General features: G+C 69.7%; 21 protein-coding genes. 14 read left to right on the top strand and 7 right to left on the bottom strand.

The features are described from left to right. Positions 1–155: 155 nt before the first annotated feature. A complete protein-coding gene (locus AC3A6R_RS24985) occupies positions 156–899 on the bottom strand; it encodes an IclR family transcriptional regulator (RefSeq protein WP_487865903.1) in 744 nt (247 codons plus the stop codon). A 134-nt stretch (positions 900–1,033) separates the two neighbouring features. Here AC3A6R_RS24985 and AC3A6R_RS24980 point away from each other — a divergent pair, with 134 nt between their 5' ends. The 4 genes from AC3A6R_RS24980 (at position 1,034) to AC3A6R_RS24965 (ending at position 4,649) form a co-directional block, all read left to right on the top strand. Beyond that, positions 1,034–1,969, top strand: coding sequence for a hydroxymethylglutaryl-CoA lyase (locus AC3A6R_RS24980; RefSeq protein WP_487861295.1), 936 nt, complete (start codon positions 1,034–1,036; stop codon positions 1,967–1,969). Then, positions 1,966–3,159, top strand: coding sequence for a CaiB/BaiF CoA transferase family protein (locus AC3A6R_RS24975; protein WP_487865902.1), 1,194 nt, complete (start codon positions 1,966–1,968; stop codon positions 3,157–3,159). Before AC3A6R_RS24980 ends, AC3A6R_RS24975 begins: the two co-directional genes overlap by 4 nt. Positions 3,160–3,193: 34 nt before the next feature. Next, on the top strand, positions 3,194–4,120 hold the full coding sequence (locus AC3A6R_RS24970) for a LysR family transcriptional regulator (protein WP_487861297.1): 927 nt from the start codon (positions 3,194–3,196) through the stop codon (positions 4,118–4,120). Between the two features lie 82 nt (positions 4,121–4,202). Next, positions 4,203–4,649 (top strand): DUF2214 family protein, encoded by a 447-nt coding sequence (locus AC3A6R_RS24965; protein WP_487865901.1) that lies wholly within the window; start codon positions 4,203–4,205, stop codon positions 4,647–4,649. A gap of 106 nt (positions 4,650–4,755) precedes the next feature. Here the strand turns inward: AC3A6R_RS24965 and AC3A6R_RS24960 are convergent, their stop codons facing one another. Then, positions 4,756–5,100 carry a hypothetical protein gene (locus tag AC3A6R_RS24960; protein WP_487865900.1) on the bottom strand — a complete coding sequence of 115 codons (345 nt, stop codon included), beginning with the start codon at positions 5,098–5,100 and terminating at the stop codon, positions 4,756–4,758. Positions 5,101–5,233: 133 nt separating this feature from the next. On the opposite strand from AC3A6R_RS24960, the gene argS reads away from it, so the two are divergent. The 8 genes from argS (at position 5,234) to AC3A6R_RS24920 (ending at position 13,409) form a co-directional block, all read left to right on the top strand. Next, positions 5,234–6,919 (top strand): arginine--tRNA ligase, encoded by a 1,686-nt coding sequence (gene argS / locus AC3A6R_RS24955; protein WP_487865899.1) that lies wholly within the window; start codon positions 5,234–5,236, stop codon positions 6,917–6,919. Positions 6,920–6,929: 10 nt separating this feature from the next. Further along, on the top strand, positions 6,930–7,679 hold the full coding sequence (locus AC3A6R_RS24950) for an SPOR domain-containing protein (protein WP_487861301.1): 750 nt from the start codon (positions 6,930–6,932) through the stop codon (positions 7,677–7,679). 145 nt (positions 7,680–7,824) lie between these two features. Further along, complete coding sequence (locus AC3A6R_RS24945) at positions 7,825–8,472, top strand: thiol:disulfide interchange protein DsbA/DsbL (protein WP_487865898.1); 648 nt, start codon at positions 7,825–7,827, stop codon at positions 8,470–8,472. A gap of 126 nt (positions 8,473–8,598) precedes the next feature. Further along, a complete protein-coding gene (gene lptA, locus AC3A6R_RS24940; protein WP_487861303.1) occupies positions 8,599–9,279 on the top strand; it encodes a lipopolysaccharide transport periplasmic protein LptA in 681 nt (226 codons plus the stop codon). Further along, a complete protein-coding gene (lptB, locus tag AC3A6R_RS24935) occupies positions 9,280–10,074 on the top strand; it encodes an LPS export ABC transporter ATP-binding protein (RefSeq protein WP_487861304.1) in 795 nt (264 codons plus the stop codon). A gap of 17 nt (positions 10,075–10,091) precedes the next feature. After that, on the top strand, positions 10,092–11,690 hold the full coding sequence (locus AC3A6R_RS24930; RefSeq protein ID WP_487865897.1) for an RNA polymerase factor sigma-54: 1,599 nt from the start codon (positions 10,092–10,094) through the stop codon (positions 11,688–11,690). Positions 11,691–11,707: 17 nt separating this feature from the next. Next, positions 11,708–12,952 (top strand): THUMP domain-containing class I SAM-dependent RNA methyltransferase, encoded by a 1,245-nt coding sequence (locus AC3A6R_RS24925; protein WP_487861306.1) that lies wholly within the window; start codon positions 11,708–11,710, stop codon positions 12,950–12,952. A 49-nt stretch (positions 12,953–13,001) separates the two neighbouring features. Continuing rightward, a complete protein-coding gene (locus AC3A6R_RS24920) occupies positions 13,002–13,409 on the top strand; it encodes a PIN domain-containing protein (protein ID WP_487865932.1) in 408 nt (135 codons plus the stop codon). Here AC3A6R_RS24920 and AC3A6R_RS24915 read toward each other — a convergent pair. Further along, positions 13,406–14,248 carry a BUD32 family EKC/KEOPS complex subunit gene (locus AC3A6R_RS24915; protein ID WP_487865896.1) on the bottom strand — a complete coding sequence of 281 codons (843 nt, stop codon included), beginning with the start codon at positions 14,246–14,248 and terminating at the stop codon, positions 13,406–13,408. The two genes, AC3A6R_RS24920 and AC3A6R_RS24915, sit on opposite strands and share 4 nt — an antisense overlap. Continuing rightward, positions 14,245–15,933, bottom strand: coding sequence for an FMN-binding glutamate synthase family protein (locus tag AC3A6R_RS24910; protein ID WP_487865895.1), 1,689 nt, complete (start codon positions 15,931–15,933; stop codon positions 14,245–14,247). Before AC3A6R_RS24910 ends, AC3A6R_RS24915 begins: the two co-directional genes overlap by 4 nt. Before the next feature lie 64 nt (positions 15,934–15,997). On the opposite strand from AC3A6R_RS24910, the gene AC3A6R_RS24905 reads away from it, so the two are divergent. Both AC3A6R_RS24905 and AC3A6R_RS24900 read left to right on the top strand, forming a co-directional pair. Next, entirely contained in the window at positions 15,998–16,783 is a 786-nt protein-coding gene (locus AC3A6R_RS24905; protein WP_487861309.1) for a UPF0149 family protein, read from the top strand. Between the two features lie 61 nt (positions 16,784–16,844). Beyond that, positions 16,845–18,029, top strand: a complete 1,185-nt coding sequence (locus AC3A6R_RS24900; protein ID WP_487865931.1) for an MFS transporter — start codon at positions 16,845–16,847, stop codon at positions 18,027–18,029. 9 nt (positions 18,030–18,038) lie between these two features. On the opposite strand, the gene AC3A6R_RS24895 is transcribed toward AC3A6R_RS24900, so the two are convergent. The 3 genes from AC3A6R_RS24895 to AC3A6R_RS24885 form a co-directional block, all read right to left on the bottom strand. Next, positions 18,039–18,356, bottom strand: coding sequence for a GNAT family N-acetyltransferase (locus tag AC3A6R_RS24895; RefSeq protein WP_487861310.1), 318 nt, complete (start codon positions 18,354–18,356; stop codon positions 18,039–18,041). Continuing rightward, positions 18,353–18,850 (bottom strand): nuclear transport factor 2 family protein, encoded by a 498-nt coding sequence (locus AC3A6R_RS24890; RefSeq protein ID WP_487865894.1) that lies wholly within the window; start codon positions 18,848–18,850, stop codon positions 18,353–18,355. The genes AC3A6R_RS24895 and AC3A6R_RS24890 overlap by 4 nt, the downstream gene beginning before the upstream one ends. 67 nt (positions 18,851–18,917) lie before the next feature. Beyond that, the gene (locus AC3A6R_RS24885; protein WP_487865893.1) at positions 18,918–19,451 is read right to left on the bottom strand and encodes a CinA family protein; all 534 of its coding nucleotides are present in this window, start codon (positions 19,449–19,451) and stop codon (positions 18,918–18,920) included. Positions 19,452–19,664: the final 213 nt, after the last annotated feature.

Below are 19,664 nucleotides of genomic sequence, written 5' to 3'. Positions count from 1 at the left end.
CGAGTGCGGTCGTTGCGGTGATACGTGGGGGGAACGGCGGACGCGGGCGCCTCGGGCCATCCATAACCTGCACTTTATTCGATACCCCGATGGAGAGTAATAGCTGAAAGTGGGATTTATCGATGACTTGAATGACGGTAATCGAGCGGCCTCGCTCAGACCGTTCTGCCGAGCTCCCGCGCCGCCGCGCACACGGGCGCGATGTGGCGCGCGTCGTAGCGGTGGGCCGGCATCGTCAGCGTGAGCGCCGCGGCGAGGCGGCCGTCGGCATGGAACACCGGTGCCGAAATGCCCGCGAGCTCGGCCGTGCGGTCGCCCACGAGCGCGCAATAGCCCTGCGCGCGGACCGCTTCGCAGAGTGAGCGCTCGCCGCTGCCCTTGGGCGGCCATTCGGCCTCGGGGCCCCAGGCGATCAGCACGCGCGCACCCGCACCGCGGTCGTTCGGCAGCAGGTCGCCGGCGCGCACGTGGTCGCGCACGAGCTGCGCCGAATCGATGCGGAACTGGCACAGCCGCACCCAGCCGTCGCCCTGCGGCTGCCGCACGTGGTACGCCGCGCTTTCGCCGGTGGTCGCCGCCAGCGTGCGCAGCACCGGCAGCACGGTGCGGTCGAGCGACTGCGCAGCGGCATACACGCCGTGCAGCCGCGCGATCTCGGGGCCGAGTGCGTAGCGGCCGTCGTCCTGCCGGCGCACCCAGCGCGCATGCCCGAGCGAGGCCAGCAGGCGCAGCGCCGTGCTCTTGTAGAGCTGCGTGCGTTCGGCGAACTGCGCGAGCGAGAGCGCCTCGTCGCCGGGCCGGAAGGCCGAGAGCAGGCTCAGCGCGCGGTCGACCGCGGCGGCACCGCCGGGTGCGGCATGGCGGTCGGCCATCGATTCGGTCTGGGCTTTGCGCGGCATGGTGGACCTTCGGCTTGACAGTGGATCCGCTTCGGCGGTGTAATTCTGTTTGGCAGAATATAGTTCTGCAAGACAGAACGGTCAAGCCGGCCGCCTTCTTCTCCGTGACTCCTCATTCCCCAGGAATCCAGCCGATGACATCCCCCGACGTCCTCATCAGCGAGGTCGGCCCGCGCGACGGCCTGCAATCGGTCGCGGCCACCATGCCCACGGCCGCCAAGCTGCGCTGGATTGACGCGCTGCATGCCGCGGGCCTGCGCGAGATCGAGGTCGCGTCCTTCGTGCCCGCGAAGCTGCTGCCGCAGATGGCCGATGCCGCCGAGGTGGTGCGCCATGCGGCCACCCTGCCAGGGTTGACGGTGATGGCGCTGGTGCCCAACCGCAAGGGCGCGCAGGCCGCGCTCGAAGCCGGCGTGCACAAGCTCACGATGCCGGTCTCCGCCAGCGTGGCGCATTCGCTCGCCAACGTGCGCAAGACGCCGGCCGAAATGGTCGACGAAGTGCGCGCCATCGCCGAACTGCGCGACGCGATCGCGCCGCAGGTGAAGCTCGAGGCCGGCATTTCCACCGCCTTCGGCTGCACGCTGCAGGGCCTGGTGCCCGAGGACGACGTGATCCGGCTCGCGGCGCAGTGCATCGCGGCCGGCGCCCAGGAGGCCGGCCTGTCTGACACCGTGGGCTATGCCAACCCGGCCCAGGTGCGGCGCCTGTTCCGGCGGCTGCGCGCCGAACTCGGCGACCACGCGGGCGCGGCCCACATGCACAACACGCGCGGCCTCGGCATTGCCAACTGCCTGGCCGCGTGGGACGAGGGCGTGCGCACCTTCGACGCTTCGCTCGGCGGCCTCGGCGGCTGTCCCTATGCGCCCGGCGCCTCGGGCAATGCGGTCACCGAAGACCTCGTCTTCATGTTCGAGGCCATGGGCGTGCGCACCGGCATCGACATCGAGAAACTCATCGCGGCACGCGCGCCGCTCATGGCCGGCCTGCCCGGCGAACCGGTCTACGGCATGACGCCCGAGGCCGGCCTGCCCAAGGGCTTCGTCCCGCAAACCACCACCGCACAATGACTGACAGTTCGTTCCCCTTGCCCTACGCCGGCATCCGCGTCGTCGAGTTCACCCACATGGTGATGGGGCCGACCTGCGGGCTGCTGCTCGCGGACCTCGGTGCCGAGGTCATCAAGGTCGAGCCGCTCGAAGGCGACAGCACGCGGCGGCTGCTCGGCTCGGGCTCGGGCTTCTTTCCGGCCTTCAACCGCAACAAGAAGAGCATCGCGCTCGACCTGAAGTCGCCCGAAGGCGTCGAGGCTGCGCTGCGCCTCGTGGCCACCGCCGACATCGTGAGCGAGAACTTCAAGCCCGGCACGATGAAGAAGCTCGGGCTCGACTACGACAGCCTGAGCAAGCTCAACCCGCGCCTGATCTACGTGAGCCACAAGGGCTTTTTGCCCGGCCCCTACGAGCACCGGACCGCGCTCGACGAAGTGGTGCAGATGATGGGCGGGCTGGCCTACATGACCGGCCGCGCGGGCGATCCGCTGCGCGCCGGCACCAGCGTGAACGACATCATGGGCGGCATGTTCGGCGCCATCGGCGCGATGGCCGCGCTGCGCCAGCGCGAGCTCACCGGCAAGGGCTGCGAGGTGCAGGCTGCGCTGTTCGAGAACAACGTGTTCCTGGTGGCGCAGCACATGATGCAGTTCGCCGCCACGGGCCGCGCGGCCGACCCGATGCCCAGCCGCATCTCGGCCTGGGCCGTGTACGACGTCTTCACCGTGAAGGACGGCGAGCAGATCTTCCTGGCCGCGGTGAGCGACAAGCAATGGGCCATCTTCTGCAAGGCCTTCGGCCTTGCGGAGATGCTCGCCGACCCGCGCCTTGCCACCAACAACGACCGCGTGCGCGCGCGCGACTGGATGATGCCGATGCTGCGCTCGCACCTCGCGGGCTACAGCGCGGCCGAACTCAGCGCCGTGTTCGAGCGCAACGAGCTGCCCTTCGCGCCCATCACCAAGCCGCAGGACCTGTTCGACGATCCGCACCTGAACGCCACTGGCGGCCTCGCGCCGGTGCGCATGAACGACGGCCACATGGCCAAGGTGCCGCTGATGCCGTTCACGCTCGACGGCGCGCGGCCCGGCATCCGGCTGCAGCCGCCGGCCGTGGGCGAGCACACGGCCGAGCTGCTGCGCGAAGTGGGCTACGGCGAGGCCGAGATCGCGGCTTTCGAGGCACGGCGCGAAGACAGGGCAGCCTGAGTGCGCGAAAGTCCGGCGATATAGTTCGCTCGCCATGGACCGCCTGAAGCAACTCGAATCCTTCGTCTCGGTGGCGACCCGCGGCGGTCTCACGGCCGCGGCCAAGGCCGAGGGCGTGGCGCCCGCCATCATCGGCCGGCGGCTCGATGCGCTCGAGGCGCGGCTGGGCGTCAAGCTCGTGGTGCGCACCACGCGGCGCATCACGCTCACGCACGAGGGCAGCGCCTTCCTCGAAGATTGCCAACGCCTGCTGACCGAGTTTGCCAATGCCGAGGCCAGCGTCAGCGCCGGCGGCGTCAAGGCCAGCGGCCACCTGCGCATCACCGCGCCGGCGGGCTTCGGGCGGCGCCACGTCGCGCCGCTGGTGCCGCGCTTCCATGCGCTGCACCCCGAGGTGACCATCTCGCTGAACCTCAGCGACCGCGTGGTCGACGTGCGCGGCGAGAGCTTCGACTGCGCGGTGCGCGTGGGCGACATGCCCGACTCGTCGCTCGTGAGCGTGCGGCTGGCCGACAACCGCCGCCGCTGTGTCGCGACGCCCGAGTTCGTGCGCCGCCACGGCAAGCCGAACCACCCGAGCGAGCTGTCGCGCTTCGCCTGCCTCGCGCTGTCCAGCGACGCTTCGCAGACGCGCGGCTGGGCGTTTCGCGTCGCCACCGAAGGCGGCGGCGAGGAGCTGATCCACCTGCGGCCCGAAGGCCCGCTCGACTGCTCCGACGGCCAGGTCCTGCACGACTGGTGCCTCGCGGGCCACGGCATTGCGTGGCGCAGCACCTGGGAAGTCGAGGCCGAGATCGATGCCGGCCTGCTGGTGCCGCTGCTCGACGAGTTCGCCGCGCCGCCGAACGGCATCTACGCCGTCTTCACCGGCACCAAGCACCTGCCGCTGCGCGTGCGGCTGTGGCTGGATTTCCTCAAGGAGCAGTACGGGCGGCCCGAATTCTGGGGCGGAAGGCGCTGAGCCCGCGGACTCGCGGCACAATCCGCTCGCATTTTTTGCAAACACATCCCGCAACCACGACGAAGAAAAGAAGAAAGCCACGATGACCCTCGAAGCCATCCTCGCCTACGTGCACCTGCTGGCCATCCTCACGATGGTCGTCTTCATTTCGAGCGAAGCGGCGCTGTGCCGCATCGAGTGGCTCAACGCCGCCGTGGTCGAACGGCTCGCGCGCGTCGACATGGTCTACGGCATTGCCTCGATCACGGTGCTCGCCACCGGCATCGCGCGCACCTGGTGGGGCGTGAAGGGCACCGCCTGGTACTGGACCAACCCGCTGCTGCACGTGAAGCTCAGCCTGTTCATCGTCGTCGGCGTGCTGTCGATCTTTCCGACCTTGACCTACCTGCGCTGGCGCAAGACCCTGCGCGCCAGCGGCACGCTGCCGGACGAGGCCGAGGTGCGCAAGACCCGCAAGCTGGTGATGGTGCAGGCGCACCTGATCGCGCTGATCCCGCTGGTCGCCGTGTTCCTCGCGCGCGGAATGTAAAAGCCCACCCCCGAAGCGGCTCACTTCGTGTAGCCGCCTCCCCCTCAAGGGGGCAACACCAGCGGCCCGGCAAAGCCGGTTCCGCGGTGTTCCCGGGCAGACCGGATCAGCCCTTCGCTGCGTCCGATTCGCACTTCTTCATGAAGCTGTTCTTGGCGGCGCCGGCGAGGGCCTTGCCGTTCTTGTCGACCGCCTTCGCGGCGCAGGCGGGCGCGGCGGCGGCCTGCGCATCCTTCTCGCACTTCTTGACGAAGCTGTTCTTGGCGGCACCCGCAAGGGCCTTGCCGTTCTTGTCCACGGCCTTGGCTTCGCAGTTCGCGCCAGCGGCCGGCGCGGTGGCGGCGGGCATGGCCGGCGTGGCGGCCTTGTCTTGGGCGTGGGCGGCGGCGCCGAAGGAGAGGCAGGCGCCGAGCACAGCAGCGGAGGCGACCAGGGAAAGGAGCTTCTTCATGATGGGGTACGTCCTTTTGAATGGTGTTGCGGCAGGCGCCCCGACCCGGGGGCCGGCCATCCTAACGGGAGTAGGTATCAATTGGATGACGAATGTCACCCGGGTCCGGGTTTGCCCCCGGTAAAATCCCGCGATGCTATTGGTCAAACAGGAGCTGCTCGCGGCGCTCGCGAACACGCTCGAATCACTCTCGCCCGGCGCCGGCGCCAAGGCCGCTTTCGAGTCGCCCAAGGTGGCGGCCCATGGCGATTTCGCCTCCACGGCTGCGATGCAGCTTGCCAAACCGCTAGCGCGCAAGCCCCGCGAACTGGCTGAAGAACTCAGCGCGGCACTGCTCGCCACGCCGATCTTCGGCCAGTGGGTCGAAGCGATCGAGATCGCCGGCCCCGGTTTCCTCAACATCCGCCTCAAGACCGCCGCCAAGCAGCAGATCGTGCGCGAGGTGCTGGCCGCGGGCGAAGCCTTCGGCCGGCAGCCGGCGACCGGCGAGCGCGTGCTGGTCGAGTTCGTTTCGGCCAACCCGACCGGGCCGCTGCACGTGGGGCACGGCCGGCAGGCCGCGCTTGGCGACGCGATCTGCAACCTGCGCGCCTCGCAGGGCGAAACGGTCTGGCGCGAGTTCTATTACAACGACGCCGGCGTGCAGATCCAGACGCTCGCCCACAGCACGCAGCTGCGCGCGCGCGGCTTCAAGCCCGGCGATGCGGAATGGCCGAGCGGCGAAAAAGCGCCCGCCTACAACGGCGACTACATCGCCGACATCGCCGACGACTTCAAAGAGAAGAAGACCGTCAAGTCCGACGACCGCGAATACACCGCCAGCGGCAACATCGACGACCTGGACTCGATCCGCGAGTTCGCGGTGGCCTACCTGCGCCGCGAGCAGGACCTCGATCTGCAGGCCTTCCGCGTGCGCTTCGACAACTATTACCTCGAATCGAGCCTCTACACGAGCGGCCGCGTCGAGGACGCGGTGCAAAAACTGGTGGCCGCCGGCAAGACCTACGAGCAGGACGGCGCGCTCTGGCTGAAGTCGACCGACTATGGCGACGACAAGGACCGCGTGATGCGAAAGCAGGACGGCACGTACACGTACTTCGTGCCCGACGTCGCCTACCACATCGCCAAGTGGGAGCGAGGCTTCCACAAGGTCATCAACATCCAGGGCACCGACCACCACGGCACGATCGCCCGCGTGCGCGCGGGCCTGCAGGCCGCGGGCGTGGGCATTCCCGAGGGCTACCCCGACTACGTGCTGCACACCATGGTGCGCGTCATGAAGGGCGGCGAAGAGGTCAAGATCAGCAAGCGCGCGGGCAGCTACGTCACCTTGCGCGACCTGATCGAGTGGACCAGCACCGACGCGGTGCGCTTCTTCCTCCTGAGCCGCAAGCCCGACACCGAATACACCTTCGACGTCGACCTGGCCGTGGCGAAGAACAACGACAACCCGGTGTACTACGTGCAGTACGCGCATGCGCGCATCCACTCGGTGCTGGCGGCCTGGGGCGGCGATGCGGCCACGCTCGCGGATGTCGACCTGTCGCCGCTCGAAAGCCCGGCGGCCCAGGCGCTGATGCTGCAGCTGGCCAAGTACCCCGCCATGCTCGCGGCCGCGGCGAAGGATTTCGCGCCGCACGACGTCACTTTCTACCTGCGCGAACTGGCCGCCAGCTACCACAGCTACTACGACGCCGAGCGCATCCTGGTCGACGACGAGCCGGTCCGGCTGGCGCGGCTTGCGCTCGTCAAGGCCTGCGCGCAGGTGCTGCACAATGGCCTCGCGATTCTCGGCGTCAGTGCGCCGAGCAAGATGTAACTCCCTCACCATGAAGCAGAAGAAGAGAAACAGACACCGCGGCAACATCGTCATCGGGCTGATCGTCGGCCTGGTGCTCGGGCTCGGCGTGGCGCTCGGCATTGCGGTCTACGTGACCAAGGTGCCGATTCCGTTCGTCACCAAGACCCAGCGCGGCGGTGCCGAGCAGGACGAAGCCGAGGCGCGCAAGAACCGCGACTGGGACCCGAACGCGCCGCTGGCCGGCAAGGCAGGCTCGGCGCCCAAGCCCCCGGCCGCCAGCGGTCCGGTGGCGCCGGCTGGCGGCGAGAACAACGCCGCGGTGGCGCCCGGTGCCGCCCCGCCCGCACCGCCGGTGCCCGTGGTGGTGGCGCCGAGGCCTGTGCGCCCGGCACCGCTGCCGGCCGAGGCCAACGCACTGCCGCCGTCGAACGATCCGCTCGGCGACCTGGCCCGCGCACGCGCCGGCGGCGGCAGCAGCAACAGCAGCACGACCGTCGCCTCGGCAGCGCCGAGCAGCAGCAGCAGCACCCCGGGCGCGGATCCGTTCATGTACTTCGTGCAAGCCGGCGCCTTCCGCACCAACGACGATGCCGAGGCGCAGCGCGCCAAGCTCTCGCTGATGGGCGTCGAGGCCCGGGTCACCGAGCGCGAACAGGCGGGCCGCACGGTCTACCGCGTGCGCGCGGGCCCGTTCAGCAAGAAGGACGACGCCGACCGCCTCAAGGAGCGGCTCGACGGCGGCGGCCTCGAATCCGCGCTCGTGCGCGTCCAGCGCTGAGAAGCCCCGCGCGCCCGTCACGAATAGCCCTTAAGCTCCGCCGCGCGCCATTCGCCGGCACCATTCACGCCCAGGCGCGCGGCCGGCGAGGGAACTCCCCGCCGCATGCAGGCTCAGTACAGCCGTACCACAGGAGAACCCTTTCATGAAACGTCGTGACTTTTCGCTGGCCGCCAGTTCGCTCGGCCTCCTTTCGCTGGCCGGAAACGCCGCGCATGCCCAGGCGATGGCACCGAAGGCCGGCAAGGAGTACCTCGTGCTCGACAAGCGCGTGCCGGTCGACGCGCCGGCGGGCAAGGTCGAGGTGGTCGAGTTCTTCTCGTACAACTGCCCGCACTGCAGCGACTTCGAGCCGCACCTCGAGGCCTGGCTCAAGAAGGCGCCCAAGGAAGTGGCCTTCCGTCGCGTGCCGGTGCCTTTCGTCGGCAACGACGTCGAAGCCAAGCAGCGCCTGTACTACGCGCTCGAGGCGCTCGGCAAGGTCGACGAGTTCCAGCCGAAGATCTTCACCGCGATCCACCGCCAGCGCCAGAACCTGACGGGCGATGCCAACATCGTCGCCTGGGTGTCGGCCAACGGCATCGACGGCGCCAAGTTCAAGGAAGTGTTCACCTCGTTCGGCGTGGCCAGCAAGGCGAAGCGCGCCGCGCAGCTGACCGACGCCTACCGCGTGGCCGGCGTGCCGGCGCTGGCCGTCGGCGGGCGCTGGTATGTGGACGGCGAGACCGCCGGCAACATGACGCGGGCGCTGCAGGTCGCCGAATACCTGGTCGGCGAAGCGAAGAAGGGCTGAGCCCTGCTCCCGCGCAGGCGCTGCGTTCCCGATCCAATGCCAAGCCCGCACCCGCGGGCTTTTTCATCGCTGCGCGCGAGGTCGGCGCCATCCGGCCATACAATGCAGAGCAAGTTTCGTGCCTCTATGACATTGCACTCCTACCCCCACACCACACCCCTTCTTCGTCGCCTCGGCCGGCTGGCCGCGGGCGTGCTGCTGCTGGCTGGCCTCGCCGCGGGTGCGCAGGCTGAAACCGCCGATCGCACCAAGCCGATGAACATCGAGTCGGACGCGATGCGTTACGACGATCTCAAGCAGACCAGCGTGTTCACGGGCAACGTGGTGGTCACGAAGGGCACGATCATCATCCGCGGCGCGCGCATCGACGTGCGCCAGGACGCCGAGGGCTACCAGTACGGCGTGGTCACGGCGGCGCCCGGCAAGCGGGCGTACTACAAGCAGAAGCGCAATGCGCCCAACGAGTGGATCGAGGGCGAGGCCGAGGTGATCGAATACGACAGCCGCGCCGACAACGTCAAGTTCATCCGGAATGCGGTGATGCGCCGGCTGGTCGGTGCCACGCCCAACGACGAGAGCCAGGGCGCGTTGATCGTCTACGACCAGAGCAACGACACCTACACCGTCAATGGCTCCACCGTGCCGCCGAACACCGCCGTCAACGCGTCGTCGGGCGGCCGCGTGCGGACCATCCTGACGCCGAAGTCGGCCACGGCGCCCGCGCCCGGCGCACCCACGGCGCCGCAGCCTGCCCGCGGCACCGGCCTGCGCTCGTCCACCACCCTCGACGGCGAAGGGCGCAAGTAAGTGACGGAAACCGCTGGAACCCAGGCCGCCGAAGCGGCGCCCGGCAGCCGTCTCGTGGTGCGTGGCCTGCAGAAGAGCTACGGCAGCCGCAAGGTCGTCAAAGACGTGTCGCTCGAGGTGCAGAAGGGCGAGGTCGTCGGTCTGCTCGGACCGAACGGCGCCGGCAAGACCACCTCGTTCTACATGATCGTGGGCCTGGTGCGCGCCGATGCGGGCGAGATCTCCATCGACGGCGAACCCATCGCCCACATGCCGATCCACCGGCGCGCGCGCATGGGCCTGAGCTACCTGCCGCAGGAAGCCTCGATCTTCCGCAAGCTCAGCGTCGAGGAGAACGTGCGCGCCGTGCTCGAGCTCCAGCGCGAGCCCGACGCCAACGGCAAGCCCGCTCCGCTGTCGAAGCAGCGCACCGAAGAGCGCCTCTCGGCCCTGCTGGCCGACCTGCGCGTGGACCACCTGCGCGACTCGCCCGCGCTCGCGCTCTCGGGCGGCGAGCGGCGCCGGGTCGAGATCGCCCGTGCGCTCGCCACGCAGCCGCGCTTCATCCTGCTCGACGAGCCCTTCGCCGGCATCGACCCGATCGCGGTGATCGAGATCCAGCGGATCATCAGCTTCCTCAAGGAGCGCGGCATCGGCGTGCTCATCACCGACCACAACGTGCGCGAGACGCTGGGCATCTGCGACCACGCTTTCATCATCAGCGACGGGCATGTGCTGGCACAAGGCACACCCGCGGAGATCGTCGACAACGCCGAAGTACGCAGGGTGTACCTCGGCGAGCACTTCCGGATGTAAGGGAGGGGCCGGTCTCCATGAAGCAAGGGCTGTCCCTTCGCGTTTCGCAGCACCTGGCGCTCACGCCTCAGCTGCAGCAGTCGATCCGGCTGCTCCAGCTTTCCACGCTCGAACTGAGCCAGGAAGTCGAGCAGATGCTCGACGAGAACCCTTTTCTCGAACGCACGGCCGAAGAAGCGGCGCGCGAGGAATTCGGCCTCGACGCGATCGACACGCCGGTGCCGCGCGACGAGTTTGCCGAGGCGGGCGAGGGCGAGTTCACCGCGGCACCCGCCGCCAGTGCGGCCGCCACGGCGCCGGCCGAGAGCACGGCACCGGCCACCGACACCGACGGCCCTGCCGCCGAGGTTGCCGAGCGCGAGCCCGACTGGGAAGGCGACGGCACCGTCGACATGGCGCCCGACGACAGCGAGTGGGGTGGCGATGCGCCCGCGCGCAAGAACAACCTCAGCGACGACGAGCGCCCCGACGCCACCGAACTCGCGCGCAGCCAGGAATCACTGCAGTCGTTCCTGCACCGCCAGGCCCTGAGCCTGCGGCTCAACGAGAACGACTGCGCGGCGTTGCGCTTCCTGATCGAGTCGCTCAACGACGACGGCTACCTCGAAGACTCGCTGCCGTCGCTGGCCTCGGGCCTTGCCGGCGACGACAACGACCAGTTCGACGAGCTGGTGCATCACTTCCAGGTCGCACTCGGCCTGCTGCAGAGCCTGGAGCCCACGGGCGTCGGCGCGCGCGATCTTGGCGAATGCCTGGGCATCCAGCTGCGCGCCATGGCGAGCGAGCGCGAGACCGAGCAGCAGGCGCTCGTGCGCAAGACCGCGCTCGCCATCTGCAAGCAGCCGCTCGAGCTGCTCGCCCGGCGCGACTTCAAGCGGCTCGCCACGCTCACGCGCAGCAGCGAGGAACTCGTGCGCTCGGCGCTGCAGGTCATCTCGCGGCTCGAGCCCAAGCCGGGGCGCCGCTTCGTCGACGTCGAGCGCAACATCGTCATTCCAGACGTCATCGTCACCAAGGTCGGCCGCGGCACCAACGCCAAGTTCCGCGTCATGCTCAACCCCGAGGTGATGCCCCGGCTGCGCGTGCACGACATCTATGCCGGCGCCCTCAAGTCGCACAAGGGCGAGGGCAGCCAGGCGCTGTCGCAGCGGCTGCAGGAGGCGCGCTGGTTCATCAAGAACATCCAGCAGCGCTTCGACACCATCCTGCGCGTGTCGAACGCGATCGTCGAGCGGCAGAAGAGCTTCTTCGTGCATGGCGAGCTGGCAATGCGTCCGCTGGTGCTGCGCGAGATCGCCGACGAGCTGGGCCTGCACGAGTCGACCATCTCGCGCGTGACCACCGCCAAGTACATGTCCACGCCATTCGGCACCGTCGAGCTCAAGTACTTCTTCGGCTCGGCGCTCGGCACCGAGACCGGCGGCAATGCGTCGAGCACCGCGGTGCGCGCGCTGATCAAGCAGTTCGTGAGTTCCGAGAGCGTGAAGAAGCCGCTGTCCGACAGCCAGATTTCCGAGATGCTCAAGGAGCAGGGCATCGAATGCGCGCGGCGCACCGTGGCCAAGTACCGCGAGGCCCTGCGCATCGCGCCGGCCAACCTGCGCAAGGCGCTGTAGAAGACAAAGGCGCTCCAGTGAACGATCTTTCCCTTTTCCTGCCTTGCGCCGCCGGCGTCGAGGAATTCCTCGCGGCCGAAGTGCATGCACTGACCGGCCGCGCCGGCGACGACCTGCTCATGCTGCGCGGCGGCGTGCGGGTGCGCGCCGAATGGCGCGACGCGCTGCGGCTCAACCTGCACAGCCGGCTGGCGCAGCGCGTGCTGGTCGAACTCGTGCAGGCGCCGTACCGCAGCGAGAACGACCTCTATGCCATCGCGAGCGGCGTGGCCTGGGAGATCTGGTTCACGCCGAAGCAGACCTTCAAGATCGAGACAACCGCGCAGCACAGCCCGCTGCAGAGCCTGAACTTCGCCACCCTGCGCATCAAGGACGCGATCGCCGACCGCTTCCGCGCCAAGGCGGCCGGCGTGCGCCCGAGCATCGAGACCCAGTGGCCCGATTGCCGCGTGTTCGCGCACCTGACCACCGACACCTGCACGCTCTACATCGACACCTCGGGCGAGCCGCTGTTCAAGCGCGGCTGGCGCCAGGACAAGGGCGACGCGCCGCTCAAGGAGACGCTGGCCGCGGCCATGCTGGCCGCCAGCGGCTGGTGGAACCCCGAGACCGGCGAGGTCGCCGCCGAGCCGCTCTACGACCCGTGCTGCGGCAGCGGCACCATCGCCATCGAGGCGGCACAGATCGCGCGCGGCATTCCGGCCGGCTGGCTGCGGCGCTTCGGCTTCGAGAAGCTGCTGCCGTTCCAGGCCCATGTCTGGAATGCGCTCAAGAGCGAGGCGGAAGCGGCCGCGAAGCCGCGCGAGGTCGCGATCTTCGGCTCCGACGTGTCGCACCGCATGGTCGACTTTTCCGAGCGCAATGCCGAGCGTGCCGGCGTGGCCGAGGCGATCGAGTTCCGCGGCGGCGATGCGCTGCAGCGCATGCCACCGGCCGAGGGCGGCGTGATCATGCTCAACCCGCCCTACGGCGAGCGCATCGAGGTGGGTGGGGTGGCGCGCTTCGGCGCGCGCGAAGCGGCGCAGACCGGCGGTGAGGACGGCACCGAGGAAGGCGATGGCGGCGAGTTCTTTCCGCAGCTCGCCTCGCACTGGAAGAAGAACTACGCCGGCTGGACCGCCTGGGTGCTCACGCCCGACCTCAAGCTGCCCAAGCGCATGCGCCTGAAGGAGTCGCGCCGCGTGCCGATGTGGAACGGCCCCATCGAGTGCCGGCTGTTCCGCTTCGACATGGTGGCCGGCTCGGCGCGCAAGCCCGCGTAGCGTGACTGCTGGCAGCCAACACCCCGCCCCTGCGGCGGAAGCCGGCGCGTTGGTGGTGATCGACACCAACATCGCGCTCGACCTGCTGGTGTTCGAGAACCCCGACATCGCTCCGCTCGCCACCGCGCTGGCCGCGGGCGAACTGTGCTGGCTCGCGACGGCGGCCATGCGCGTCGAGCTCGAACGCGTGCTCGGCTACCCGCTGGTCGCGCGGCGCATGCTGCAGCGCGGGCTCGAAGTGCAGGCCGTGCTCGCGGATTTCGATGCACGCGTGCGCCACGTCGACGTCCTTCCGCCGCGCGCACCCTGCGTCTGCAGCGACCCCGACGACCAGGTCTTCATCGACCTGGCTGTGGCGCACGGCGCGCTGCTGCTCAGCAAGGACCGCGCGGTGCTGTCGATGAAGAAGCGGCTTGCGTTGCGCGGCGTGGCGGTGCGCTCGGCACTGCACGCCTAAGCGGCAAGGTACCAGCGCCCCAGCAGCCGCGCCACCGCGCGCACGCGCTGGGTGTCGCGTCCCCAGCGGCGGCTGGCGGGCAGCTTCTGGGCCCATTTCATGCGCCGCGCCGCCTCGGCGACGCGCGCGCGCACCTCGCCGCCGACCTCGGCGAGCGCGGCCTGCCAGTGCTGGCCCGCGGCTTCGGGCGCCGCGGCCTCGAGCATCATGGCCGTGGAATGCAGGTAACTGAGCCAGTCGCGGGCCTGGCATTCGGCCAGCGTCATGACCTCCGACGGATCGTCCTCGAAATCGATGTAGCCGATCACGCCGTCGGGGCAGAGCACGAGGTTGCGGTCGAAGGCCTGGCTCAGGTGCTGTCCGCGCAGATGCACCTGCGCGATCGCGGCGAGCCCCTCGTGCCACACGGCGAGCAGTGCCGCGGGCCCCGCTGCGGCCGCCTGGTCGAGCCGCTCCTGCAGCACCACCGTGCCACGGCCGCTTTCGCCGAGATCGGAGATCAGCAGGCCCTCGGGCTGCTCGGCCAGCACGCGCGGCACGCGCAGGCCCGCCGCGGCCAACTGCCGCAGCCGCCGCGCCTCGGTGGCGATGGCCGCCGCGCCGCCCGGGTTGGGCACCGGCTTGAGGATGTCGAGCCCGGCCAGCCGCGCCACCGCCGCCATCACGCGGTAGCCCCACTTGCCGTGGCGCGGGCCGGCCTTCTTGATCCAGACGCGTTCGCTGCCCAGGCGGTGGCTCGCCACGTTCTTCTGCTGCCGGGCCAGCGTGACGCGCAGGAAGCTGTCGTAGTCGCCTGGCCCTGGCCCTGGCACGGACGGCTGCTGTTGCAAAGGCGTCATGCGGCCATGGCGAGGTTCTGCGCCGCAGCCTGCGGCGGCGCCTGCGTCAGCGGCTGGAAGCTCTCGGCGCTGGCCAGCGGCCAGTAGGTGCGGAACACGTTGTGCTGCCCGTCGAGCGCACCGAGCAGGGCGCCCGGCTGCACCTGCATGATCAGGTTGCTCAGCAGGCGCACTTCGGTGTCGGAGATGCGCCGCACGATGTGGTGCGCGGTGATCTGCTGCGGATGGTCGAGGCCCGCGGCCTGCACGAGTTCCTGCAGCGCATGCAGCGTGCTGCGGTGGAAGTTGCGCACGCGCTCGGCCTTGGCGGGCACCACCAGCGCCTGCTGGCGCACCGGGTCCTGCGTGGTCACGCCCGTGGGGCAGTGGCCGGTGTGGCAGCTCTGCGCCTGGATGCAGCCGAGCGCCATCATGAAGCCGCGGCCCGCATTGCACCAGTCGGCGCCCAGCGCCATCATGCGCGCGAGGTCGAAGGCGGTGATCACCTTGCCCGCGCAGCCGATCTTGATGCGGTGGCGCAGGTTCACGCCGACGAGCGTGTTGTGCACCAGCAGCAGGCCCTCCTGCAGCGGCGCGCCCACATGGTCGCTGAACTCCACCGGCGCAGCGCCGGTGCCGCCTTCGGCGCCGTCCACCACGATGAAGTCGGGCGTGATGCCGGTCGCCTGCATCGCCTTGACGATCGCGAACCATTCCCACGGATGGCCGAGGCAGAACTTGAAGCCCACGGGCTTGCCGCCCGACAGCGCGCGCAGCTCGGCGATGAAATGCATCATCCCGGTCGGCGTGTCGAAGGCGCTGTGCGACGACGGCGAGATGCAGTCGACACCCACGCGCACGCCGCGCGCGGCCGCGATCTCGGGCGTGACCTTGGGCGCCGGCAGCACCCCGCCGTGGCCGGGCTTGGCGCCCTGGCTCAGCTTGATCTCGATCATCTTCACCTGCGGATCGCGCGCATTGGCGCTGAAGCGCTCGGCATTGAAGGTGCCGTCGTCGTTGCGGCAGCCGAAGTAGCCCGAGCCGATCTCCCAGATCAGGTCGCCGCCGTGCACGCGGTGGTGCTGCGAGATCGAGCCCTCGCCCGTGTCGTGCGCAAAGCCGCCCATCTTCGCGCCCTGATTGAGCGCGAGGATGGCATTGGCCGACAGCGCGCCGAAGCTCATGGCCGAGATGTTGAACACGCTCGCGCTGTAGGGCTGGGTGCAGGGATGTCCGGCCTGGCCGGCCGATGCCGAGGCGTTGCCGATCACGATGCGGAAGTCGTGGTCGTCGAGCTTCGTCGGTTGCATCGAGTGGTTGATCCACTCGTAGCCCGCGATGGTCACATTGAGCTGCGTGCCGAACGGCCGGTTGTCGGGCTCGCCCTTGGCGCGCTGGTAGACCAGCGAGCGCTGGGCGCGCGAGAACGGCGCCGCCTCGGAGTCGCTCTCGATGAAGTACTGCCGCATCTCGGGCCGGATGAATTCGAGCAGGAAGCGCAGGTGGCCGATGACGGGATAGTTGCGCAGGATCGCGTGGCGGGTCTGGCGCAGGTCGTGCACGCCGGTCGCGGCGAGCACCGCGAAGACCACGAGCGCAAGCCAGGCGCCCCAGAGATGCGGCGCGACGAGCACCGCGGCCAGGCTGGCGGCGAGCCCGGCCACGCACAGGGCGAAGGCGGTATAGCGCGTCGGGAAAGGAATCATCGTGGGCGTGGAAAAGTGAGGTCTGCCGGCCTGCTGCATCATAGAGGCCTGCCTCGGACCTGCCATGACCACTTCCCCCGACATCATCCCCCCGACCCCCGCCCCCGCCCAGCAACCCTTGGGCCCCGACGACTTCGATGTGCTCGACCAGGCGCTCGACGCCATGCGCGAGCACGACGACGAAATCCCACAGTGGGAATTCTGCGAAGGCTTCATGGCCGCGCTGATCTGCACCCGCCGCGCGATCGAGCCGGCCGAATACTGGCCGGTGCTGCTCGGCGACGGCTTCGTTCCGGCCCAGCACATGGAGTTCGTCTGGAACTGGAAGCGCCGCTGGCGCGAGATCGAAGAAGGGCTCGACGCCGACGTGCAGTCGCTCGACGACGAGCGCAGCTGGCAGCCCGAGGTGCTCGACACCCGCGGCGCGATCGCCTCGCTGCCCGAGGAAGAGCGCGCCGAGGTCGAGGGCGAGGAGATCCCCTCGTTCGCCCAGGTCTGGGCGCTCGGCTTCATGTATGCGGTCGAGAACTGGCCCGAGGACTGGGCCGCGCCGCGCGACAAGGAAGCCGCACAGATGCTCGACGATGCGCTCGACAACATCGTCGCGCTGACCGAGAACGACACCGCCAAGCCCACGGTCTCGATGTACAGCGACGACGGCCCGCCCAGCGTGAGCCAGCAGCGGCTCGACGACTTCGGCGCTGCCATCTGGGCCGTGTACGACCTGCGCCAGCTCTGGAAGAGCCTGGGCCCGAAGGTCCAGACGGTCCGCAAGGAGGCCGAGCCGGGCCGCAACGATCCCTGTCCCTGCGGCAGCGGCAAGAAATACAAGAAGTGCCACGGTGCCTGACAGCAGCATCGGCGCCAGCAGCGACGCCGGTGCAAGGCTGAGCCCGCGCGCCGCGTGGGTCATGGTGCTGGCGCTGTGCGCCGGGGTGGCGCTGAGCCAGGCCTTCCGCACCGTCGGCGCGATCATGGCGAGCCCGCTGCAGGCCGATTTCGGGCTCTCGGCGCAGGCGCTCGGCATCTTCTCGGGTGCGTTCCATTTCGCGTTCGGCGCGATGCAGCTGTTCATGGGCATCGGCATCGACCTGCACGGCGTGCGGCGCACGGTGCTGGTGGCGTTTCCGATCGCGATCGCGGGCGCGCTGCTCTCGGCGCTGGCGCAGAGCTACCCAGTGCTGGTGGCCGGCCAGGCGCTGATCGGCATCGGCTGCGCGCCGGCCTTCCTGGTGTGCACCGTCTTCGTCGCGCGGCACTTTCCCGCCGCACGCTTCGCCACCGTCTCGGGCCTGGTGCTCGCAATCGGCGGGGTGGGCATGCTGGTCACCGGCACGCCGCTCGCGTGGCTGGTCGAGGCGTTCTCGTGGCGCGCGGGCTTCGTGGTGCTGGCCGTCGTCTCTGCGCTGGCCTGGCTCGCCATCTGGCACTGGGTGCGCGAGCCCGCCTCGGCGGTGCCGCAGGCGAAGGAGTCGATCCCCGAGGCGATCCGCCAGTTCGGCGTGCTGCTCGCGATGCCGCACACGCTCGGCATCGTCCTGCTCGGCGGGGTGACGTATGCGGCCTTCATCTCGCTGCGCGGCCTCTGGCTCGGTCCGCTCATGATGGAGCGCCACGGCTTCTCGCTGGTGCAGAGCGGCAATGTCGCCATCGCCATGTCGGTGATCTCGCTCGTCGGCGCGCCGCTGTTCGGCCGTTTCGACCGCGACGGTGCGCTGCGCCGGCGCCGGATCGTGGGCTGCGCGCTCGGCTATGCGGCGCTCTTCGCGCTGGTCGCCTTCACGCACGCGGCGTGGCTCGACATCGCGGGCCTGCTGATGATCGGCGTGCTCTCGGGCTTCATCGTCTGGCAGTACGCCGACGTGCGCGTGGCCTATCCGGCCACGCTCACCGGCCGGGCCATGGCGGTGTTCACCATGGCGATGTTCCTCGGCGTCGCGCTCATGCAGTGGGCCACGGGCCTGGCGGCATCGGTGGCCGTCGCGCACGGCAGCGATCCGCTCACGGCCGTGATGGCCGTCATCGCGGCGCTGCTGGTGCTCGGTATCGCTGCCTTCGCGTGGCTGCCCGCGCCAAAGGCGCTGCTCAGGTCTTGAGCGTGCGGCTCAGATCTTGAACGCGCGCTGCACGTCCGGGCGCACGAGGTCCGCGTACTCGCGGTGCTTGCGGATGTAGCCCGCGATGAACTGGCACACCGGAATCACATGCAGCCCCCTGGCGCGCGCGTCGTCGAGCACATGCCGCGCGAGGCCCGAGCCCACGCCCTTGCCTTCGTTCTCGGGCAGCACCTCGGTGTGCGAGAACAGGATCGCGTCGGTCAGCAGGTTGTATTCGGCATAGCCCGCGAGCCGGCCGTCGCGCATGGCTTCGTAGCGGTGCTGGGCGGGGTTGTCGGCAATGGCGAGGGAGGTCTTGTCGTTCATGGTTCGCGTGCGAGGTAAGTGGCGAGGTTGGCGGCCGCGGTGGCCCTGACTTTGTTGCGCAGCATCGGCGTCCAGCCGAGCAGCAGCCCCGGCGCGCCGAGCGCCTGGCGCGCCCAGGCCCAGAACGCGAAGCTGTCGCGGTGGGTGGCGATGAGGCCTTCGGGCGTGAAGCCGAACTGCGCATCGATGTGGTTGTCGACCAGGCGGCCGGTGGCGCTGAAGCGGTAGTGCGCGTCCCAGTGGGCCCGGCCGCTGGTGTCGTCGGCCTCCACGTCGCGCCAGCTCAGCTTCCAGACGTCGGCGCCCCTGGCGCGCGTGGCGTCGCAGAGCATGCGCCACATGCCGCCGACCTGGCGCCGCCCGCGCAGCGAGAAGGCCTCGTCGTCGAAGGCCGCATCGCTCGCGTAGCAGGCGGACATGGCGGGGCCGTCGAGCCGCGCAAAGGCCTGGTAGAAGCGCTCGATGGTCTGGGCATTGGCTGATGCTGCTGTCATGAGGCCTCTTTCTTCGGATGGAACGGTGCGCGGCGCGAGATCATAGTGGACCGCGCCGTGCGGCTTTTCAGGCGTTGCCCTGCGGGCCGAGCAGCACCACCAGCGTCTGCAGCGCGTAGTGCACCGTGGCCGCGCGCACCGCCGCGCGGTCGCCCTCGAAGCGCCGGCGCTCGGTGCGCAGTTGGCCATCGACCGACCAGCCGAACCACACCGTGCCGACCGGCTTGTCGGCGCTGCCGCCGCTCGGGCCGGCCACGCCGGTCACTGCCACCGCGACGCGGGCGCCCGAGCGGTCCGCCGCGCCCACGGCCATGGCGCGCGCCACGGGTTCGCTGACCGCGCCCTGGACTGCGATCAGCGCCGCATCCACGCCCAGCAGCTCGGTCTTGGCCGCGTTGGAATAGCTCACGAAGCCACGGTCGAACCAGGCGCTCGAGCCCGCGAGGTCGGTGCAGGCGCCGGCGATCAGGCCGCCGGTGCAGCTTTCGGCCGTGGCCAGCATCCAGCCCTTCTGCAGCAGCAGGTCGGCCAAGGCCGCGACGATCGCGGGCGTGGCCTTGTCGGCGAGCAGGGGCCGCGGAGGAAGCAGGGGGTTCGTCATGGTCAGGGCCTGTTCACACTATTTACGGGGATCGCGTTGGCCCGCATCGGGGCTGGCTGCAAGGCGCCCGTGCGCAGCAATGCTGAAGCATTGCAAGCGCGGGCAACGCCGCAGACGGCCCCGATGCGGGCCAACCCGGAGGGAAGGCATGCCAAAGCGGCCAACTCCGCGTTGCACGCCTTGTGTGTGCCGACGCACACACTGCGTCGTGCG

This window comes from Variovorax sp. Soil_C_19, from assembly GCF_057657255.1.
This window is presented reverse-complemented; position numbering and strand designations above follow the sequence as displayed.

Coding starts and splice junctions, on each gene's coding strand:
- AC3A6R_RS24985 (WP_487865903.1), bottom strand. CDS start 899: ATGCCGCGCAAAGCCCAGACCGAATCGATGGCCGACCGCCATGCCGCA.
- AC3A6R_RS24980 (WP_487861295.1), top strand. CDS start 1,034: ATGACATCCCCCGACGTCCTCATCAGCGAGGTCGGCCCGCGCGACGGC.
- AC3A6R_RS24975 (WP_487865902.1), top strand. CDS start 1,966: ATGACTGACAGTTCGTTCCCCTTGCCCTACGCCGGCATCCGCGTCGTC.
- AC3A6R_RS24970 (WP_487861297.1), top strand. CDS start 3,194: ATGGACCGCCTGAAGCAACTCGAATCCTTCGTCTCGGTGGCGACCCGC.
- AC3A6R_RS24965 (WP_487865901.1), top strand. CDS start 4,203: ATGACCCTCGAAGCCATCCTCGCCTACGTGCACCTGCTGGCCATCCTC.
- AC3A6R_RS24960 (WP_487865900.1), bottom strand. CDS start 5,100: ATGAAGAAGCTCCTTTCCCTGGTCGCCTCCGCTGCTGTGCTCGGCGCC.
- argS (WP_487865899.1), top strand. CDS start 5,234: ATGCTATTGGTCAAACAGGAGCTGCTCGCGGCGCTCGCGAACACGCTC.
- AC3A6R_RS24950 (WP_487861301.1), top strand. CDS start 6,930: ATGAAGCAGAAGAAGAGAAACAGACACCGCGGCAACATCGTCATCGGG.
- AC3A6R_RS24945 (WP_487865898.1), top strand. CDS start 7,825: ATGAAACGTCGTGACTTTTCGCTGGCCGCCAGTTCGCTCGGCCTCCTT.
- lptA (WP_487861303.1), top strand. CDS start 8,599: ATGACATTGCACTCCTACCCCCACACCACACCCCTTCTTCGTCGCCTC.
- AC3A6R_RS24930 (WP_487865897.1), top strand. CDS start 10,092: ATGAAGCAAGGGCTGTCCCTTCGCGTTTCGCAGCACCTGGCGCTCACG.
- AC3A6R_RS24915 (WP_487865896.1), bottom strand. CDS start 14,248: ATGACGCCTTTGCAACAGCAGCCGTCCGTGCCAGGGCCAGGGCCAGGC.
- AC3A6R_RS24910 (WP_487865895.1), bottom strand. CDS start 15,933: ATGATTCCTTTCCCGACGCGCTATACCGCCTTCGCCCTGTGCGTGGCC.
- AC3A6R_RS24905 (WP_487861309.1), top strand. CDS start 15,998: ATGACCACTTCCCCCGACATCATCCCCCCGACCCCCGCCCCCGCCCAG.
- AC3A6R_RS24900 (WP_487865931.1), top strand. CDS start 16,845: ATGGTGCTGGCGCTGTGCGCCGGGGTGGCGCTGAGCCAGGCCTTCCGC.
- AC3A6R_RS24895 (WP_487861310.1), bottom strand. CDS start 18,356: ATGAACGACAAGACCTCCCTCGCCATTGCCGACAACCCCGCCCAGCAC.
- AC3A6R_RS24890 (WP_487865894.1), bottom strand. CDS start 18,850: ATGACAGCAGCATCAGCCAATGCCCAGACCATCGAGCGCTTCTACCAG.
- AC3A6R_RS24885 (WP_487865893.1), bottom strand. CDS start 19,451: ATGACGAACCCCCTGCTTCCTCCGCGGCCCCTGCTCGCCGACAAGGCC.